12 protein-coding genes are annotated in these 20,323 nt (G+C 41.3%); 4 read left to right on the top strand and 8 right to left on the bottom strand.

Annotation, left to right across the window (positions count from 1 at the left end):
• Nucleotides 1-143: 143 nt before the first annotated feature.
• From RMY31_RS01500 to RMY31_RS01530, 7 genes are all read right to left on the bottom strand, one after another.
• Complete coding sequence (locus tag RMY31_RS01500; RefSeq protein WP_322657711.1) at nt 144-1,421, bottom strand: glycosyltransferase; 1,278 nt, start codon at nt 1,419-1,421, stop codon at nt 144-146.
• A gap of 653 nt (nt 1,422-2,074) precedes the next feature.
• Nucleotides 2,075-3,334 carry a glycosyltransferase gene (locus tag RMY31_RS01505; protein ID WP_322657710.1) on the bottom strand — a complete coding sequence of 420 codons (1,260 nt, stop codon included), beginning with the start codon at nt 3,332-3,334 and terminating at the stop codon, nt 2,075-2,077.
• Nucleotides 3,335-3,461: 127 nt separating this feature from the next.
• Nucleotides 3,462-3,929, bottom strand: a complete 468-nt coding sequence (locus tag RMY31_RS01510; RefSeq protein WP_322657709.1) for a DUF2141 domain-containing protein — start codon at nt 3,927-3,929, stop codon at nt 3,462-3,464.
• Between the two features lie 343 nt (nt 3,930-4,272).
• Nucleotides 4,273-4,431 (bottom strand): glycosyltransferase, encoded by a 159-nt coding sequence (locus RMY31_RS01515; protein ID WP_409877069.1) that lies wholly within the window; start codon nt 4,429-4,431, stop codon nt 4,273-4,275.
• A gap of 50 nt (nt 4,432-4,481) precedes the next feature.
• Nucleotides 4,482-5,480: an NAD-dependent epimerase/dehydratase family protein gene (locus RMY31_RS01520; RefSeq protein ID WP_322657708.1), complete on the bottom strand. Its 999-nt coding sequence runs from the start codon at nt 5,478-5,480 to the stop codon at nt 4,482-4,484.
• Between the two features lie 480 nt (nt 5,481-5,960).
• On the bottom strand, nt 5,961-7,139 hold the full coding sequence (gene devC / locus RMY31_RS01525; protein WP_322657707.1) for an ABC transporter permease DevC: 1,179 nt from the start codon (nt 7,137-7,139) through the stop codon (nt 5,961-5,963).
• 94 nt (nt 7,140-7,233) lie between these two features.
• Nucleotides 7,234-8,436: an ABC exporter membrane fusion protein gene (locus tag RMY31_RS01530; protein ID WP_322657706.1), complete on the bottom strand. Its 1,203-nt coding sequence runs from the start codon at nt 8,434-8,436 to the stop codon at nt 7,234-7,236.
• Between the two features lie 653 nt (nt 8,437-9,089).
• Here RMY31_RS01530 and RMY31_RS01535 point away from each other — a divergent pair.
• Nucleotides 9,090-10,427, top strand: a complete 1,338-nt coding sequence (locus tag RMY31_RS01535; protein ID WP_322657705.1) for a ParB/RepB/Spo0J family partition protein — start codon at nt 9,090-9,092, stop codon at nt 10,425-10,427.
• A gap of 365 nt (nt 10,428-10,792) precedes the next feature.
• On the opposite strand, the gene RMY31_RS01540 is transcribed toward RMY31_RS01535, so the two are convergent.
• Nucleotides 10,793-10,933 (bottom strand): hypothetical protein, encoded by a 141-nt coding sequence (locus RMY31_RS01540; protein WP_409877072.1) that lies wholly within the window; start codon nt 10,931-10,933, stop codon nt 10,793-10,795.
• An 882-nt stretch (nt 10,934-11,815) separates the two neighbouring features.
• Between RMY31_RS01540 and RMY31_RS01545 the strand changes: the two genes are divergently transcribed.
• From RMY31_RS01545 to RMY31_RS01555, 3 genes are all read left to right on the top strand, one after another.
• The gene (locus RMY31_RS01545; protein WP_322657704.1) at nt 11,816-12,094 is read left to right on the top strand and encodes a hypothetical protein; all 279 of its coding nucleotides are present in this window, start codon (nt 11,816-11,818) and stop codon (nt 12,092-12,094) included.
• A 274-nt stretch (nt 12,095-12,368) separates the two neighbouring features.
• Complete coding sequence (locus tag RMY31_RS01550; protein ID WP_322657703.1) at nt 12,369-17,768, top strand: polyketide synthase; 5,400 nt, start codon at nt 12,369-12,371, stop codon at nt 17,766-17,768.
• Between the two features lie 348 nt (nt 17,769-18,116).
• Nucleotides 18,117-19,850 (top strand): SDR family NAD(P)-dependent oxidoreductase, encoded by a 1,734-nt coding sequence (locus RMY31_RS01555; RefSeq protein ID WP_322657702.1) that lies wholly within the window; start codon nt 18,117-18,119, stop codon nt 19,848-19,850.
• Nucleotides 19,851-20,323 lie beyond the last annotated feature (473 nt).

Raw genomic sequence — 20,323 nt, forward strand, 5'->3', positions numbered from 1 at the left:
GGTTTTTTCATCAAAAGTTATTAGATAAATTAGGTCTTTCAATAGATTGAACGAACGAACATCATGTACTTATGGATGAGGGAAGCGATCGCCCAATATGTAAGTGAAATGCTAGGCGATCGCCAAACTATCAACTCTAACAGTTAGCTAATTAATCTAACTGCTGCAAAGTCTACCTCATTTGCTGTTTCTACAAGTTGGTAGAGTTTATCTTCAAATTTTGCCATACATGCAGACCAGTCGAAATCTATAATAGAGGGACGAGCTAGCCGAGTCATATCTGCTTTTAAGTCAGGATTTTCGAGAATTGCAATCACTTTTTGAGCAAAATCTTTTGGGTTATTAGGTTCAGCTAAAAAGCCGTTGCGACCAGGGAAAACTTGCTCTGAAGTTGAGGGTGCAATTACTGCAACTACTGGAGTGCCAGAAGCCAGAGCTTCATTATTTGTCGTGCAGAAGTTTTCGGTGGCAGAGGGGTTAACAAATACATCTGCTCGTGCAAACCACCCCAACAATTCTGTACCGTGAGACTCACCCCAAATAGTCACACCAGAGGCAAATTTTTGAGCGCGCCGACGGATTTCTTCATTTAAAGGCCCGCTACCAACAATAACTAAATGCACATCAGGAATTTTGGCAGCGATGAGCGGATATGCATCTAGAAGTTGGTCAACATTCTTTTCCGCAGTCACTCGCCCGACAAATAAAATAGTTGGTCGGCGATCGTCGGGAATTGGATCGTAACTGATATTTCTTGGGTGAAATTTTTCGCAATCAATACCTTGATAAGGAAGATATTCACTACGTTGAGATTTCAAGCTTGTATACTTAGCAAGCTGTTCTCTAGAAGAAAAGAAATTAGCGTCGTAAGATTCGCTGAACTGCTTGATGAAAATCGGAAGAATCGGGTGAAGAAGGCTGAAGAGAGAATCTCCTAAGTAATATCTGATATAGGCAACGATATCGGTATGGAAAACAGAGATGATTGGAGTGCCTGTGAGTTTGCCATATTCAGCCCCCACAGCACGACCGTAACCTTGGAGGAAAAGTGAGTAAAATCCTCTCATTGCTGGTGCTTCTTCCACTACCACAATATCAGGCTGGAAATCAGACAACAATTCTGTATCGCTCCAATGCCGATAGTGTAATGGTTCGGGAAGAGACTTATAAAATATTAGGGGCTTAGTGGGATATGCAAAAGCAGAAAAGTTGGGATACTGCTTAAGTTCTACTAATCCTGGTACGCAACGGTTTCGTACTTCTTGAGGAAATTTATCGTTGATTTCTGGATGGATAAGAAAGACTTCATGCCCCTGCTGTAATAACCAGCGAACTCGTTGGTGTACTGCTACTCCTACCCCTGATAAGAATGGAGCATACACGCCCGTAATAATTGCAATGCGAAGTGATTGTTTTTTCATAATTCGAGGAAATCTTTCATGAAAATGCTGGTTTGCGATTTAGGACTTACGCAGCAAATCTTTCATGAAAATCCTGATTTCTGTATCTATTATGAATTGATACAGTTGGATTTAGGACTTACGCATTGACAAATAGTAACGATTCTAGATTACAGAGTGTATGTTTTTCGTCCTGCAAGAACTATTAAACATCAAACTCTTCAGCCGAAATTCCCCCTAATTAATTTCTCTAAACTTTGTTATCCATGTACAAACATCTTGGCAATTCAAGTTTGACAAGGATTTAGTTTTTGGCTAATGAATGAGATTAGCTACCTAATCATATAATTACTGAATATAGCTTGAGAAGGTTTAGGAATATTAAAGCCTTCTAACTGATGTTTTTTAGTGCGTATAGCAATCCTATCTCCTATCTGATTTGTGAAAATTACCTAGATCCAATAAAAGAGAGATAAGTAGGTAGGTAAAAATTCATAACTACGTAATTGCGAGTGAAACTAAGCGATCGCATTGGTTACGAAATTTTATATTTCGTTGTATAGCTAGATTTATTTATACCAACCTACTTAGAGAATTTCACGAATCATTGAGAATTGCTATTTTCTTCATAAAAGTACTACTAAATAGTACTTTTACCAGTTGTAAACATTAGGTCAAAGAGAAATTTTGCTATCAATAGGTTGATCCAACAGATCGTAAGGATGGTATTCTACTAATCGGATATTCCAAGGGCCTTGAATTCGATAGACAATACCACGCCATTTAACTGTTGATATCGATATAGAAGACAGCATTGCTATTCCATATACCCACTGAGTTAGGGGTATACCAATTAACATTTTTGCTACTGTGGCAACTGATAATTTTGTGACTGGCTGACCTTGAGCGCGAATTACTTGCTTTACCCCTTGCTCTAGAATCAGCATTAGCAAGAGTAATCCTAGAGTATAGATGCCATAGCCACCCAATAATTGAACCGCAGTATCCCACTGTCCATCTCCTAACGCCATCAGAAACAATACTATGACTGCGGTAGGAAATAGGATACTAGAAACGGCTTCACTCACTAAAGCTAACCACCGGGGATGATAGAGTCGAGAGTAAAGTACTAAGCGTTTGAGATAGTCTATTAAGCCCAGTAAATCGCATTCTTCGCGGTTGAGCATAATTAGTGAAGGCACAAATTTGACCCGCATCCCCTGTTTTTTGAGGATGTTGTGCATCATCATATCTTCGCCGAAAGCTTGTCCCCACTTGTCTAGCAATCCTGTTTGTTGAAGGACTTCTTTTTTGACTGCTAAAGTCCCACCCCAAGGAATACCGAACAGATACATCTGCACGATAGTAGATCCGTTACCTAGATAGCGTACTAAAGAACCCCAATAGTTACCTGTCGGTACATACCAACGATTACCCGTTGTTACCCCAACTTTTGGATCGGTTAAAGGACTAACTAATTCACGCAGCCAATTAGGATGGACTATTGTATCTGCGTCTACTAAAGCAACCACCTTATAAGAATCGTCCAAGTCTGAAACAGCCTGTATTAGGGAACTACATTTGAGACTACAGTTGTGGCGGATGATCCTCAAATGGCTGATTTGGACGTTGGTTGCTCCTAGTTCGTTGATGGTATTGCTGGCAATTTGCCAAGCAGGGTCTTCTTGACTATCAACGATCAGCTTTAAATCGTATTTTGGGTAGTTCTGCTTTAACAGCGCCTGCAAGCAGTTGGGCAGAAATGGGTCAGCTCCACGTAGGCAAAGAATCACCGCCGTTTTGGGTAACTGCTCATCGAGTAATACATTTTTAGGACGCGATCGCAGGTACAACAAAAAGACAAATGTGATACATGCCTGAATCGCCAGCCAACCCACCAAAGACTTAAACAGGAATATTGTTAACTCATTCATTAAATCTGAGGAGGATGAGGGGACAAGGAAGACAAGGAGGACAAGGAAGACGAGGGGGATGAGGGGGATGAGGAGTTAAAAATTCTCCCTCTACTTCCCCAGCCTCCCCAGCTCCCCCTGCTCTCTTCTAGGGGTCGAGGGAATATTTTAAGAAAATGTCGATCTTTGTATTTTTGTTCACCACAAAGCTGGCATCACGAAACTTTGGTGTACCCGTTAGCATTGAGACAGTGGGATTTTTGGAAAGTCCAAAACCTTCTTTGGGAATACCTAAAAAGTCTGTATTGAGTTTGCGATCGCCGTTTTGATCGTCCACTACTGCTACTGCGTAAGTTCCAGGCTTCAAGCCAGAGAAACTCTTGGTTACAGAATTACCTACAATCTTGGCACAGCCACTTTGAACTTCGCTGGTATTCTTCATCGGAAAGCCTTTTTCACCAGCATAAATTCTGAAGCAAATTTCACCTTTTTGGTGACGGATGCCATTCACTGAAATAGTCAACTTTGTGATAGGTTCTGCATTTGCAACTTGAGAACAGCTAATGCTTAATAAAGTCACCAACAGAAGATGACGTACATGAGATATTTTCAACATAATTTTGTACTTCTCAATCAAAAATTTTGTTTTTTTGACATTCAAATAATCAGTAACAGCATCTGGCTAGTTGATACAATTATTTCCAGTAATTTGCTGTTTTTTGATTAACTTCTTCTGCCAACGTTTCGATAGCATTTGAGACACTATAATTCAATCTTGTAGCAGAAGATATTCTGTGCCTTTTAACTGTCGATATATGCTGATATGGCAACATATCCGCTCATATAAAGTCAGTGGCAACATCCATATAAAAAGTGTATACTCCCATAACATTCTCCAATGAGGAAGCAGAATCTTTCCCTTTTTTGCTGAATCAAACCAAACTGTATACGCGTAAAAATCAGGTAAAGTACTCAATGAGTATTGGGCATTGTTGTGAGTAAACAACATATAATTCTGAGATAATTAACTCAAAATCTGTAAAAGTCTGAGCTAAAAGTGAATCTAGCGCTACTCGGATAAATTTTTCGCCATTGTATACAGGTAATCCTATACTCAACCTGGGTTGCTTATTGCTAATAGGAAATAATTTTCCTGAAAATCAGCGGACTATTTAACTAGTCTTTGGATATCAGTTTTTTGTAACCATTCCTGTGTAAGACGCATTCCTACTTCTAGGTCAATTCTTGGTTTGTAATCTAATAAACTCTGTGCTTTGGCAACAGAATAAGCATGTGGACGAGTCATAAAATCTACAGATTCTGGGAGAATATCAGCTTTTTTACGAAAAAGTTTTTGTCCCTGATGACGTAGCCTTAGAAACAACTTCATTTCATCTTTTGGTAGAGACATAGGAGCAGGTAAACCTTCCATTGCGGCTAAACGCATGAAGTACTCTTTCCAAGAAGTGTCTTGTCCATCGGTGATATTAAAGATTTCTCCGTAGGTTTCTTTTTCTATAGCTAGAAAAATGGCATCAATAAGATTGTCTATATAGACGTGATTGATTACTCCTTTACCGTCGTTGGCATAGGCAAACAATTTTTGACGCATCATTAGAATTGGTCTGACTATCCAAGGAATACTTCCAGGGCCGTAAACATCGCCAGCGCGAATGATGATGATGCCAAAATCAGGAGGAACATTCAGCGGTAAAAGTTCGGCTTCGGCTTCTATTTTTGTCTGACAATAGGGATTATTCTCATCAGAGAGTGGCCCGGATTCGGTGATGCCATCTACATAATTAAAGCCATAGACCATAACACTGGAGAGATGCACGAAGGTTTTAACACCAGCATTTTTAGCAGCTTTAGCTATATTGACTGTGCCACCAACATTGATTTCTCGAAAATGCTTTAATGAGCCAGCTTCTTGGGTAACTTGAGCAGTGTGTAAAACAATATCTACTCCCTGACAAATCTTCAGTGCAATAGCGGGGTCGGTAACATTGCCAATAATCACCTCAGCACCCAAATTTTGGGCTTCTTTGTCGCTAGAAGTTTGCAGTCCACGAACCTTCATTCCCTGCGCTATGGCTAACTCGGCTGCACGCAAACCGATAAATTCATCAATCCCGGTAATCAGGAGGGTTTTGTTTTGCAGATTCATAGAGCAGAGGTTACACTAATTTTGGATTTTAGATTATAAGTCTTCAGTACAAGGCTGTTCCAGAAATTTCAATAATACTATCTATGTCAATTTTGTATTTTTAGTAAAATTGAATTGTTCCTGGTTTTTGTACTAGTAATTGTTGATTGTGTGCGATATATTTTTGCTTTGGTATTCAGGAGCTAAAAGCTGAAACTCAGGAAATATAGTTATTCTGATACCAAATTCGGTTAATTGGTTACAGTTCAAAAATCTCTGCAACCCTGCGTCTTTGCGTCCTCTTGTCTCATATCTTTTAACTCATTAACCAAAAGTATCTTGCAGCAATCGCATATTTACAGCATATTTCAAGGAGCGTGAAGTACATAAACTTTGTCTAAAAGCCAGGGATAAAGCTTGTTTTACTTCTAAATTATGACTTCTGAACGGCAGTTACTCCACTTGGGAAGACCCCAAGACCGCACTGCCTCCTCCTGACTTCTAGAAAATATCAGCTGGGTCTGCGGAACGGAGTTTATTGATAGCAAGTGCCCCAGATGTTATACATATCAAAACTGCTGATATGAATACTAGTACCGCATTATTAGCAGTCATGACAATTGGTAATTTAGTGGCTTTCATTGCAAAATCATATAAAGCTATAGAGACGATAAATCCCGGTATATAACTTAATAATGCCAAGATTAGTGCTTGTTGAAAGACCACATTTAATAAATAGTTATTGGCATATCCAATAGCTTTTAAAGTAGCGTAAGCAACAAATTGAGTAGCAATATTGCTGTAAAGAATTTGATAGACAATGACTACACCAACAACAGAAGCCATTGTCAACATGAGATTCAAGATAAAACCAATAGGCGTTCTATCAGACCAATATTGTTTTTCAAAATTAATAAATTCTTGGCGAGTAAAAACTTGAACATCATTAGGTAAACTTGTTTTCAAATTTTTCAGAACTTTGTTAGCATCAACACCAGATTTGAGAGTTATGACACCAATATCTATCTTTTCTGCCGGACGAGTATTGGGATTTATCCTCAAAAAAGTTGAGTCACTGACAATTAAATTGCCGTCTACACCAAAGGAAGGGCCTAAGCTGAATAAACCTCCCACTCTGACTCTATAGCCAAATGGGGCATCAAAGGGAAATATTTCAATTGTCTGTTCAGTGTCTCCCTTGTCAAAATTTGCGGCGATGGGGCCAAACTCTGGTCGCGAATTCCTGTCAAAAAGCATGACATCGGGAATTTTGAGTTTGTCTAAGTTTTGCTCAACTTCAGGTATATCCATCACATGTCTTCCTGGATCGAACCCAATCACATATATTGAGTATTTCTCTCCGGTTACAGGATTTTTCAATTTTGCAAATTGCAAATACATGGGGCTAACTGACTCTACACCATCAAACCCCAAAGCTTGGTATAATCGAGTCCGCGAAAAGCTTTGATTTGAGGTCAAAGATTTATATTGAGAACTGACTAAAAATAAGTTACCTCGGAGGCTCTGATGCACTGCGGTTGCGCTAGAATAAAGAGCATCTTGAAAACCGAGTTGCACAAACATTAGCAGGACAATAAAAGCAATCCCAGCTATAGCCACTAAAAAGCGAACTTTTTGTTGGGCTAGTTGTAGCCATGCTAAAGGAATCTTAAAATTCATGGATTTAGTTAATAGTTGTTATTAGCCCACAGTCCATAGTCCATAGTAAAAAGAAATAATTATTGACTATTGACTATTGACTGTTGACTTTTGACTATATCTGAATTGCGACATCCACCTGTAAATTGGTCAAACGAGCCACCCGTTCACTATCTGCGGGATTATCGATGGATATTTTTACCTCAACTATTCTGCGGTCTGTGTCTGAGTTGGGGTTGAGGCTGAAGATACTTTGTTTGTCAACTTGCCAGCCAATTTCGCGCACAGTTCCTTGTAATTTTCCTGCAAATGCAGTGCTGGTAATGAAAGCTTTTTGACCTATACGCACGTTTTGCACATCGGTTTGATAGACTTCTGCGATTACATTCATTTGCGATGTCTTGCCGATCGCAGCAAAGCCAGTGCTACTGATAACTTCTCCAGTTTTGGCATGAATTTTCAAAATTTTGCCATCTATGGGAGATTTAATATAAGCTAAATTCTGGTCTGCTTTTGCTTGTTTGATAGCAGTTACAGCACTCCTGACATCGGCTTGTGCTAAGTCAACATCAACACTACGCACTTCTTGAATGCTGTTGAGTTTAGCTTTAGCTTCCTTTTGCTGTTCTTGGAAAGTGTTCTGAGTCCGGCTGAGGGTGGCTTTGGCTTCTGTTAACTGCTGTTGTGTTGTCTTGAGTTGTAAAGCTTTGGTATCTGCTACAGAAGCTGCGATCGCACCTTGTTTAAGTAACTGCTGATATCGCTCATTCTCGGTTTGAGCATTGTCTACTTCAGCTTGGATGCGGTTGATTGTTGCTTCTTGAGTTGCAACGTCTCCTTTAAATTGCGATTCTAAACTCGCGATCGCAGCTTGTTGAGCATTAATATCTCCCGGTTTAGCCCCAGACCTTACCTGTGCTAGTTTGACTTTGGCAATTTGCAGTTTGTCTAACGCCTGTTCTAAAGCTGTGGTAGCGCGATTATAATCTTCTAAATACGCCAATACTTGCCCCGCCTTCACCTTATCTCCTTCCTTCACCAACAGTCTTTCGACTCGGATACCGTTAGTGGAACTGGGGGCAGATAAATTCGTAACTTCGCCTTCAGGTTGCAAACGTCCCAAGGCAGTCACAGCAACTTTGACAGGAGTAGCCTTGGGGGGATTGGCTGGAGGAGCCTGAACTTGAGGGCGAAACTTGATTGGTGAAAAACTATAGAAAGATATGAGTCCGGTAGCTAAAGTAATAGAAGCTGCCAAAAGCAATTGCCACCGACCTGGGGATTTTTTGAATAACCGGCTTTCTTTGTTGACTGCCATATTTTTATTCCAATTGTGCTATGCCAGGAGACAGCCTAGATGGCTATATAAGTTACTTGCAATAGATTCGTCCGCAATTAACCAAGAATACTTTTCCTCTGTCGTTTTACCTTCGGCAAGCGGACATTTGAGTTAGTGCTATGTGAATGTTCTACGCCTTTCCAGCCGCCAAAAGTTACTGGTTTGGTGGCAAAATCAATGGTGGCGTTACTGCAAATCCTCTTCAGTTTTATCCTAATTTGACATTGAATCAAGTATCGTAAAATACGATAGCGCTAGTCAGAAACTTAAATCTCAAAAGAATGAAGCGCCAATAAAAATGCCTTGGAAAAACTTGGATAAACTGTGTCCAAGTATGGCAAAAAACTTTGATATTGTCAATCAATTTATTGTTAAATGATGACGGATGACGGATAACAGATGACTATCAATGGTCTACTGGAGTCAATGTGCAGTTGTTTTGATGTAACAACTTAATCTAGCGGTTTTGTTATTATCAACTGATTGCTATATTCTCAGTTGTGTACCATAAGACATTTTCATCAACTTGTTCCGTAAAGAGTTCCCAGTCTCTAATCCCCAATTGAAACTTTTTAGCTGTATCTTAGTCGTATTGTTGGTGTTTTGACTAAACGCACTGAAGAATAGTAATTATGCCTATAGTGCCCATAGACCAAATTCAAATTGGTTCCAACCGCCGATCGGTTAAAGGCGAAAAAGTAGACGAGCTGAAGGAATCAATTCAGGCTAATGGTCTGTTGAACCCGATTACGGTAGATCAAAAGCTGAATTTGATTGCCGGATTACATCGGCTGACAGCTTGTAAACTGTTGGGGCTAGAGGCAATTGAGTGTAATATTGTTAACTATCAAGATTCTGACCAAGCTCGTTTGGCAGAGATTGACGAAAATTTAATCCGCAATGAGCTAGAACCGCTAGAGCGTTCAGAACTGTGGTTGGAACGAGATCGAATTCTGGAACGTATGGGACTGCGGGCAAAGGTGGGTGATAATCAACATACCCTCAAAGCTGGTGAAATGATTTCACCACCTAAGAGAACTGTAGAGTTAGCTAGAGAAGTTGGATATTCTGAACGCACCTTCCAGCACGGCAAGCAGATTGCTAAAAGTATTCACCCAGCAGTTAAACAGCTAATTAAGGGTACGGCGATCGCTGATAGTCCTACAGCACTATTGAAGGTGGCTAGGGCTGGTAGTAAAGAACGCACCTTAGCCGAAGAGGCACAAAAGGCTTTGGAGTTAGCCCAAGCGAAGGGAGACGAAGAAGAAGCAGCACGGCAAGCTAAACTGGTTGCTGACTTCAAAGCTAAGCAAAAAGAGTTACAGATGCTGGCACATAAAAGTGCTATGGCCCAAAAAGAAACTAAATCGGCTCTCAAGAAAAGCCAACGCCAGCCAGAACGATTAATTGAGCAATCTGCAACTCTTCCAGCACCCAAAGTCAAAGTTGGTGAAGAATGGTTGCTGGGTCGGCATTTAATATATTGTGGCAATACTGCAACTCCAAAATTTCGGAAACTGCTGCCCTCAGATGCGGCGTTGGCGATCGCTACCCTTTCCCCTACTTGGGAGCATAATTACTTAATAGATGAAGCTAAGATTGTAGCTGTGCTGCGTTCAGAAGGGCATATTTATGAATTTTACAAACATAATCAGATGCCCTTTCAATATGAATTAGTCCTAGGCAATGTTTATATAGGAATTTTTTCTCATCAATTCATACCTAAACCCCAAACACCAATTAATGCTGAAGGAATAGAAGGAATCGTCAACTACCTAATAAATTTGTATACTAGTCCGAATAATTTTGTGATTGCCCCATTTATGGGACACGGTGAAATCCTCATTGCTTGCGAAAGAATGGGGCGTATCTGTTTTATTGGGGATACTCATCCAGAATTGGTCAGTCGCGGGATTCTCCGGTGGCAGAAATGGGCGGGAAAGCAACCAGTACTAGGGTCTGGGGATTAGGGAGACAAGGAGAATAACTCCAGCCTTCAGCATTTTAATTGCTGACTTTTATTGTCCAATAATTATGATATGTGTATCTATATCTGATACTAAATTGGAATAAGAATAAGTATAAGTATTATTTGTTTTAGATTTTCGTAACACGCATTTGGTAAAGACTTTTAATCCTCAATCCCAAATAAGTAAGTACGCGAATATTATTAAACAATAAAATACCCATTTGTGAAACTTAATTAGGAAGCAAATCTCACCTTCTGCCCTATCTTTTTCCTAAGGTGGCCGCTACGCGTAGCTTGCTTCCCCGCAGCTAATACCAATTCGTAATTCGTAATTCGTAATTCGTAATTAAGAAAGTCCCATTTAGTCTAGGTTTCTGGGTTTGGATCTGTATCATTATTTTTGGGAAATGGTATAAGAGCGAACGGGTGATGCTCCTGCATCGCTAACGATGCAAAGCCAAACCACTCCGGTCTTAGGTTTTCCCAAGTAGAGGAAGTGGCATCCAAGACTGCTTCATTTCTGCCTTATAATTATGAGTATTTATATTTATTTTTTGATTCATAAAGACAGTTTTAAATCTGTAACTTTTTTATCAGATAACACATTAGACCTCTTGCATAAATCCTTAAAGTGTCATGTTAAGCAAAGCGACACATTGGGTGAGATTCTTCACTACACTACGTTTCGTTCAGAATGACATTCCTAATTTCTTGACTTTTGCAAGAGGTCTATTATGCAATCGAAATCTTTGTGATTGATAACAAATCATTGGTATGTTGTTTATGAGGCACTATTTTAAAAATTAATATTTGCTTTAGAAATAACTAATTATCACTAGTAATTGATTTATATTCAAAATTCATCAAAAAACATTTCCTAATTATGATGTTCTGCTGAAAAATCAACACTGATAGTCATGCTCTGCAATTTATGTATTTATTGAATGCTTACTTTAGTGCGAATATCTTTGTAAAGTCTTCTAAATTAGGAAAAAATTAATGTCGTAGGTATTATTAAGTCAAGTATTAGAGACTATATTTTCGTCAAAAAATATACTTATTTACTATGTTTTATTCAAATTTTGTATCAGCAAACAGCTAGCCTTTTTCTGAAATTAATTTAAAGGAATGATTTAGTTTCTATAAAGTATGCTAGTCTTTTTATTAATTCAGACGTTTCAAAGCGGCAAGGAAAATTAGTTATTTGATTGAACGTAAACAAACAAAAACTAACCTCAACCGCATTAGCATCACCTCACAAGTCGTCAAGGATTGTTTCAGAAGATTGCATAAATTAAGAGTAAATGAGATGTGTTTTCTGTAACGAACTTGTCAACTCTTCTTGGTCAAATTCCATAAACTATATTATCCTGGACGTTGAAACTGGCTATGGCATTTATCAAGATACAGAACGTTGTCATTAACACCAGCTACGTTGTTGCAGTTAAGCTAGATACTCAAAGTAGTTCGGGAGAAAAAAGCGTTTCTGTCCTAATAGCTACTCCTAAGTTTTCATTGTTCCAGTGGGATACAATTGCTCAAGATATTTGCCATTACGAATGGATTGAATTTACTGGTCAAGCAGCCAACGCACTCCAAGACTATTTTACCAGTTTTAACAACGTCATCGACCTGCTGCCACAATATCAAGAGTCGAGCGCTGTCTGAATTATGAAGTATAAAATTTTATCCTTCATCTTTTATCCTTGTCGTGTGGTGTTTGTTTGAAGAAAAGCATTTAGCGTCAGCAGATAGGATAGCTAGCTGCTTAAAAGAAGAGATAACTCATTTTTGGTCAGCAACAGAAATTATATCAATTCTCCAAAATATTGCTACATATTAATCTCCGCGTCCCCGCGTCATTCATTATCTGTAGCCATCTTAAAGAGAAAGAGTATGACTGTAGCTTCACCATCCACAGTACTCAAGAAGTCTATGTCCTATGTCTGCTAATTCAATTGATACTGCCTTGGCGGAGTTGGAAGCTCAGATTAACAATTGTGAAAAGGATTTGATTAAGGTTATAGAGGGAAGAAAAATGAAGTCTGAAAAACCAATGTCAATTAATAAAATTAATAGACAATTACAACAAAATCCTATAGCCATTGTGGGCATGGCTTCTCTATTTCCCAAAGCCAGAAATTTACGAGAATATTGGCAAAATATAGTTAATAAAATTGACTGTATTACCGATGTGCCTGATACACATTGGAGCGTCAAAGATTACTACGATCCAAACCCTAGAACTCCTGAAGATAAAACCTACTGTAAAAGAGGTGGGTTTATCCCAGAGGTTGATTTCAACCCAATGGAATTTGGCATTCCTCCCAGCATCTTGGAAGTAACAGATGTATCGCAACTATTGAGTTTAGTAGTTGCAAAAGAAGCAATGGAAGATGCTGGTTATGGCGAATCTCGTGAATTTAATCGCGAGACTGTGGGGGTAGTTTTGGGTGTGGCAATGGCCAAGCAATTGGGAATGCCACTTTCGGCGCGCTTAGAATATCCGATTTGGGAAAAAGCTCTTAAAAGCAGCGGTTTGTCTGATGAAGATACCAAAAAAATCGTTGATAAAATCAAAAGCGCCTACGTGAAGTGGGATGAGAATGCTTTCCCTGGAATGTTGGCTAACGTAGTCGCTGGACGTATTGCCAACCGCTTGAACTTTGGCGGCATGAATTGTGTAGTCGATGCTGCTTGCGCCAGTTCCTTTGGCGCTTTGAAAATGGCAATCAGCGAACTGATAGAACATCGTTCTGACATGATGCTGACTGGTGGTGTGGATACCGACAACACCATCATGGCTTACATATCCTTCAGCAAAACCCCGGCGGTTTCTCCTAGTGAGAATGTCAAACCCTTCGATGCTAAGTCTGATGGGATGATGCTGGGTGAAGGTATCGGCATGATTGTCCTCAAACGGCTAGAAGATGCCGAACGCGACAACGACAAAATTTATGCAGTCATCAAAGGCATTGGGACTTCTAGCGATGGACGTTACAAGAGTATTTATGCTCCTCGTAAAGAAGGCCAGGTGAAAGCCTTAAAACGTGCTTATGAGGATGCTGGTTTTTCTCCCGCTACCGTTGGATTGATGGAAGCGCACGGCACCGGCACAATGGCTGGCGATCCTACAGAATTCGGTTCTTTAAGAGACTTTTTTGGCGAACACGACTCCAAAAGACAGCACATCGCTTTGGGTAGCGTCAAATCACAAATCGGACATACAAAAGCGGCTGCGGGTGCGGCAAGTTTAATTAAAACTGCTTTGGCATTGCATCACAAAATTTTACCAGCCACAATCAACATTACCGAACCGAACCCCAAACTCAACATTGAAAATTCGGCATTTTATTTAAATACCGAAACTAGACCCTGGATTCGTGCGGAAGGTGAAGCGCCAAGGCGTGCCGGTGTAAGTTCTTTCGGCTTTGGCGGTACAAATTATCACGTTGTTTTGGAAGAACACGAAACCGAACAAAACCGTCCTTACCGTTTACATAATAGTCCGCGTGAGGTGGTGCTGTTTGCTCCCAACCCCGCACAACTATTGGGTAAATGCGAAGACATTTTAGGTAAGTTGCAATCAAATGACGGCGACAAACACTATGCACAGTTAGTTCAGGAGTGTCAATCAGCAGAAATTCCTGTAATTGCAGCCAGAGTTGGGTTTGTCGCCGAGAATGTGCAAGAAGCTTGCAAGTTGATACAAATTAGTATCGACTGGCTAAAACACAAAGCCTCAGCAGCATCCTGGGATCATCCTCAAGGAATTTACTATCGTTCCACTGGCATGGAGTTGGGCGGAAAAGTTGTAGCTTTATTCTCCGGTCAAGGTTCGCAATACTTGGAGATGGGCCGGGAACTGGTGATGAATTTCCCTTTAATGCGGCGTTTGCATGGCTACATGGATAGCCTGTTAATCAAAGATAATTTGCTGCCGCTGTCGGAAATAGTTTTCCCTCGTCCGGTGTTTGAAGAGGCAGAAAAAAATGCCCAGGTTGCTGCTTTGCAACGTACAGAATACGCACAGCCTGCTATTGGGGTGTTGAGTGCCGGACTCTATTCCATACTGCAACAAGCTGGGTTTAAGTCAGATTTTGTCGCTGGACACAGCTTTGGGGAATTAACAGCTCTTTGGGCCGCAGGTGTTTTGAGCGATCAAGATTACTTGTTCCTCGTGAAAGCCAGAGGTCAGGCGATGGCAGCGCCAGAAGACCCCGATCATGATGCGGGCAGTATGCTGGCTGTGAAAGAAGATATCAGCAAAGTACAAGCAGTACTGCGGCACTATCCGCAGGTATCCATTGCTAACTTCAATTCTCCGACGCAAATTGTTGTAGCAGGGCCAACCGCAGAAATCGCTAAGGTGCGGCAGACTCTGCACGAGCAAGGATGTGCTGCTGTGTTGTTACCTGTATCCGCAGCTTTCCATACATCACTGATTGCCTTCGCTCAAAAATCTTTTGCGATCGCTACCAAGTCCGTCGCCTTCCAAAGTCCCAAAATCCCCGTTTTCAGCAACGTTACCAGCAAGCCCTATCCTAAAGAACCCCAAGGGATTCAAAAAATCCTCGAAAGCCACTTATCCAACTCGGTGCTGTTCAAGCAGGAAATTGAAAATATTTATGCCGCGGGTGGTACTTGCTTCGTTGAATTTGGCCCAAGACGAATTCTTTCCAACTTGGTGAAAGATACCCTTGGCGATCGCCCCCACGTCACCGTATCTTTGAACCCCAGTACTCAAAAGAACAGCGATCGCTCTTTGCGAGAAGCAGTTGTGCAGTTACGCGTACTTGGTTTGCCTTTGAAAAACCTCGACCCATATGAAGTAACACCTGCACTTCCCGCAACTGAGCAAAAGAAAGCGTTGAATGTACGTTTAAACGGCATTAACTATCGCTCGGAAAAAACGAAAAATGCCTTTGCTCTAGCTTTAGAGGATGGACATAAAGTCAGCTTACCTGCTGCTTTATCTAATAATTCCACCCATGAGTTTTCTGAAACTGCGGTTTCCACTCCAACAGTAAAAGAGAGTAATGGGCATGTTGCTAATCCTACACCTACTCTCGCCAAATTTTCAAATAATACTAATTCCTCCGCATCTAATATTACCACCCAACAACCGCAAATGAATCCTGCGACCCTTTCACATCAACTAGCCCAGGAATCAAAGATGCAGCCAACACCAGAAAAATCTATAAATTTCCAACGGGTGCTAGAAAGTTTAGAGTACCTATTGACAAAGTTTCAGCAAAATCAAGCTGAGAATTTACATGCTCACGGGACTTACCTCAACCATCAGACGGAATACACTAAAACGTTTTTCCAACTGATGCAGCAGCAACATTCTTTGTTTGCCAACGCTAAATCTTCCACAGAAACAGCGCAGCTGAAGCAAGTTGTAATGGAAAGCGTAGAGCGCAGCATGACGCAGTTTCATGCCCAACAAGGTGAAACCCTACGCATCCACGAGCAATATCTACAAGAGCAGATAGAATACGCGAGAAACTTTTTCCAACTGATTCAACAAGAGTATTCGCAGTTACTTTCTGAAGATGTAAGTACTCAACCAACCGAAATATTATCTAATGGTGTAAGCGATCGCCCTGTACCTTTCACCATCGCTACACCCGTTACCGACGCACCTGTTCCCTCTACGACTCAGATAGTCGAAAGCCTGCCAGAACCTGTGCAGCAGCCAGTAGCGAAGAATGGCTCAAAGGTTACTGAAGTACCTGTACCTCCCTCTGTTTGGGAAATCCAGCCTGAGCCTGTAGTAGAGGCACCTGTGCCTGCTCCTATCCCAGTCGTAGAAACTCAGTCTGAGGTTGTTGTCCAAATTAGCACGCCGACCGTTGTCGAATCTGGTACGGAACCTGCACTGACAATTACTGCACCTATATCTATACCTAGTATTGATGTCTCTGACTTGGATAAAAACTTGTTAGCCATCACTAGTGAGAAAACTGGCTACCCAGTGGAGATGCTGGAACTAGACATGGATATGGAAGCAGACTTAGGGATTGATTCTATTAAACGGGTGGAAATCCTAGGAGCGTTGCAGGAGATGTATCCTGACTTACCCAAGCCAAACTTAGAAGAACTTGCAGAACTCCGTACCATCGGTCAAGTTGTCGAATATCTGCAATCCCACGCTTCTAGAAGTGTCTCTGTAGAAATCGCCATTAACGAAGTACAACAGACATCACAGACGACGATTCTAGCTCCAGCAACGGTAACGGTAGTTACTACACCTGAGCCAGTTGTTAGCCCAGTGATTACAGAGACTGAAGTTGAGGAAACAACTACCAATGAGTATGCAGACTTAGGTCAAACTCTCTTAGCCATTACCAGCGAGAAAACTGGCTACCCAGTAGAGATGCTGGAACTAGATATGGATATGGAGGCTGACTTAGGGATTGACTCCATCAAACGGGTAGAAATCTTAGGGACGATGCAGGAAATGTACCCCAACCTACCTAAGCCAAATATCGAAGAACTAGGAGAACTCCGCACCATCGGTCAAATAGTCGATTATCTCCAGCAGTTAGTTGGAGGTGAAAAAAAAAAGTCTCAGCCTGAGTTTGACTTTCAGCCAGTCCAGATAATCGGCAACGTTGCTCGCCGTCCAGCCAAACTCAAATTCCTGCCACCGCCGGATAGTTTAGATTTCGCGTTACCAGAGGGACACATCGGTTTAATTACCGATGATGGCTCCCTCACCACTTCCCAAGTAGCTCAATCCTTAATTGAACGCGGTTGGAAAGTAGTGGTTTTAAGCTTCCCCCAATCGCTCGTCCCGCAACAATCGCCTTTACCAGCTGGAGTTAATCGCATCACCCTAGCAGATATGAGTGAAGAACTACTCCAACACAAATTATCAGCGATCGCGACTAACTTCGGCACGATTGGGGCGCTGATCCACATTCATCCAGCCTTCCAGACGAGTCACACTAGCACAATTTCCTATTTAGAACAGGACAAGGCGATAGTTAAGCACGTCTTCTTCATGGCCAAACACCTGAAGAAATCTCTCAACGAAGCAGCGCATTACGGACGCAGTTGTTTCCTCACCGTAACTCGTTTAGATGGAGCCTTTGGGTTTGAGCATAACACCAACTTTGGGGCGATCGCTGCTGGTTTATTCGGATTAGTCAAAACGCTGAGATGGGAATGGTCCAAAGTGTTTGCTCGTGCCATTGATTTAAGTCCCACTTTGGATGCCCAGCAATCAGCCCAACACATTATTGCCGAACTTCATGATCCTAATCTCTACATTAGTGAAGTCGCTTACGGTTCTCAGGGACGCGTCACCCTTACTACTTCCTTTGATAAGTAGGGGAGAGGGGGAACAAGGAAGACAAGGGAAACAAGGGAAATTTATGGAAGAACTTTTATCTGAAGTTAGCCCTATACCAGTGTTTCCCCCGCTACCTGAACTTCCCCCCGACCCTTCTCCTACTGTGCCTGAGCTTCCCCCTATACCGGAGCTTCCGCCGCTACCGGAACTTCCGCCGCTACCTGAGCTTCCCCCCTTCAAATTGTGAGCATCCCAATTAACCCTCTGCATTCCTTTGCGTGAACCTCTGCGTGACTCTGCGTTTAAAAATTCAAACATTCGGGATGCTCCGAAAACTCAATACTTCTCAATGCACCTCTCTTGATTAATTCTCAATCTCAAATAGTTATGATCGCACAAACCCAGGTTCGTCCTTCTTCTGTCTTTCTCGTCAGTGGTGGTGCTAAAGGAATTACGGCTGAATGTGCTATCAAAATGGCACAGCACCAACCTTGTACATTCATCCTCCTCGGTCGTTCAGAAATCTTAGAAACCGAGCCGGATTTTGTTCGAGATTGTTTTGAAGAATCAGCATTAAAAAAACGCATCATGGAAAATCTGCTTTCTCAAAGAGAAAAGCCTACACCCATGAGCGTACAAAAGATATATAACAAAATTGCTTCTAGCCGAGAAATTAAAAATACCTTAGCGACAATTCAACAAACAGGAGCAAAAGCTGAATATATTAGCGTTGATGTTACAGATGTTGCAGCTTTACAGAACAAATTAACTGCCGCAGTTGCACGTACAGGAACAATCACAGGTATTATCCACGGTGCGGGAAATTTAGCCGATAAATTGATTGAAAAGAAAACCGACCAAGATTTTGAAAAAGTTTATACTGCTAAAGTTCAAGGCTTAGAGAACTTACTGACTTGCATCAATCCCAAGCAACTTGAGCATTTAGTATTGTTCTCTTCCGTCAGCGGCTTTTACGGTAATATTGGACAGTCAGATTATGCGATCGCTAATGAAATCCTCAACAAATCAGCCCATTTAATCAAGCAACACTATCCTCAATGTCACGTAGTTGCCATTAACTGGGGAGGTTGGGATAGTGGTATGGTGACACCAGAACTCAAAAAAGCTTTTGCCGAACGCGGAATTGATATTATTCCGGTAGAAGCTGGGACACAAATGCTCGTCAACGAACTGCATCCCGCTCATCATGAAACCACACAAGTTGTTATTGGCAGTCCTAGCATTCGACCACCCGCACTTCTAGATGCAGAACTGCGAAGCTATCGTATCCGTCGCCGGATGACAGTGGAAGCTAATCCTTTTCTACACGATCATACGCTGGCTGGTACTCCGGTATTACCAGCTACCTGTGCCATGTCCTGGATGATTAATGCTTGTGAAGAACTTTATCCAGGTTACACATATTTAAGGTGTAAAAACTTCAAAGTTTTGAAGGGAATTACTTTTGGTGAAAATTCACCCAGCGAACATATTCTAGAAATACAAGAAATTGCTAAAACTGAGTCTGAGTTCGTTGAATTTGAAACTACAATCCTGAGTAAAACCCCCGCAGGGAAAACCCATTTTCATTACAAAGCGCAAATCAAACTGGTGCGACAGATGCCAGAGGCTCCGATTTATGAAGCTGTGAATCTCACAGAAGATAACATCATCACTACTATTGGCACAGACTTTTATCAAAACGGCGATTCATCACTATTTCATGGCCCGGCTTTTCAGAAAATTGTCAGAGTCTTAAATATTAGCCGAGCAAAAATTACCATCGAATGCTTGTGGGAAGAAATCACAGCCCAGCAACAAGGACAATTCCCCGTACAATGGCATAACCCCTACACAACTGACTTGAGTACACAATCCTTATGGATTTGGTTGAACCATTTTCATCAAGAAGTTTGTTTACCGGGACAGTTGACACATTCTGAACAGTTTAGAGCAATACCGTGCAACGCGCCCTTTTATGTTTCTTGCGAAGTTGAGGGTAAAACAGCAACTGGCGTAACTGCTAATTTCATCCTCCACGACGCTGAGGGGAAAGTTTACTCACGTATTCTAGGAGCTAAAGCTGTGATTGCACCTATGAATTTACATAAACGTAAGTAAACGCTTAGATAAACCTCACTCCCTAACCCCCCTCTCCTAAAAGGCGAATAGCGAACAACAGAAAAGTCAGGTTTTGACTCCCCTCTCCTACGAAGAGAGGGGTTGGGGGAGAGGTCAAAACAAAACTTGTCGGATTCACGTTAGGTAATTACTCCCAATTATTCAGCTATAGCAGTCCTATTGAAATTGTGAAATTAGATTCTTCAAAAAACTAATACAGACAAGTATCAAATAGCAGAGCCGCTGTTGAACTTCAGTGAAACATAGAAGACACAGCGAGAAAAGAAAAGTGTCAAAATTTCACCAATCATTTAGGATTGCTATAATAAGCTGATATTATATCTATTCTTTTCTCACTAAAAGATTACCTATTTATTCTTCTCCTTTGCGTCTTCTCTGTGAGACGCTGCGCGAAGGCGGTACCCTGCGGGAAGCCGCTAGTCTGCGGCAACGCCTAATGGCGAACGGGTCTA

Origin of the sequence: Dendronalium sp. ChiSLP03b, from assembly GCF_034531165.2 — a bacterium.
Lineage (GTDB): Bacteria > Cyanobacteriota > Cyanobacteriia > Cyanobacteriales > Nostocaceae > Dendronalium > Dendronalium minutum.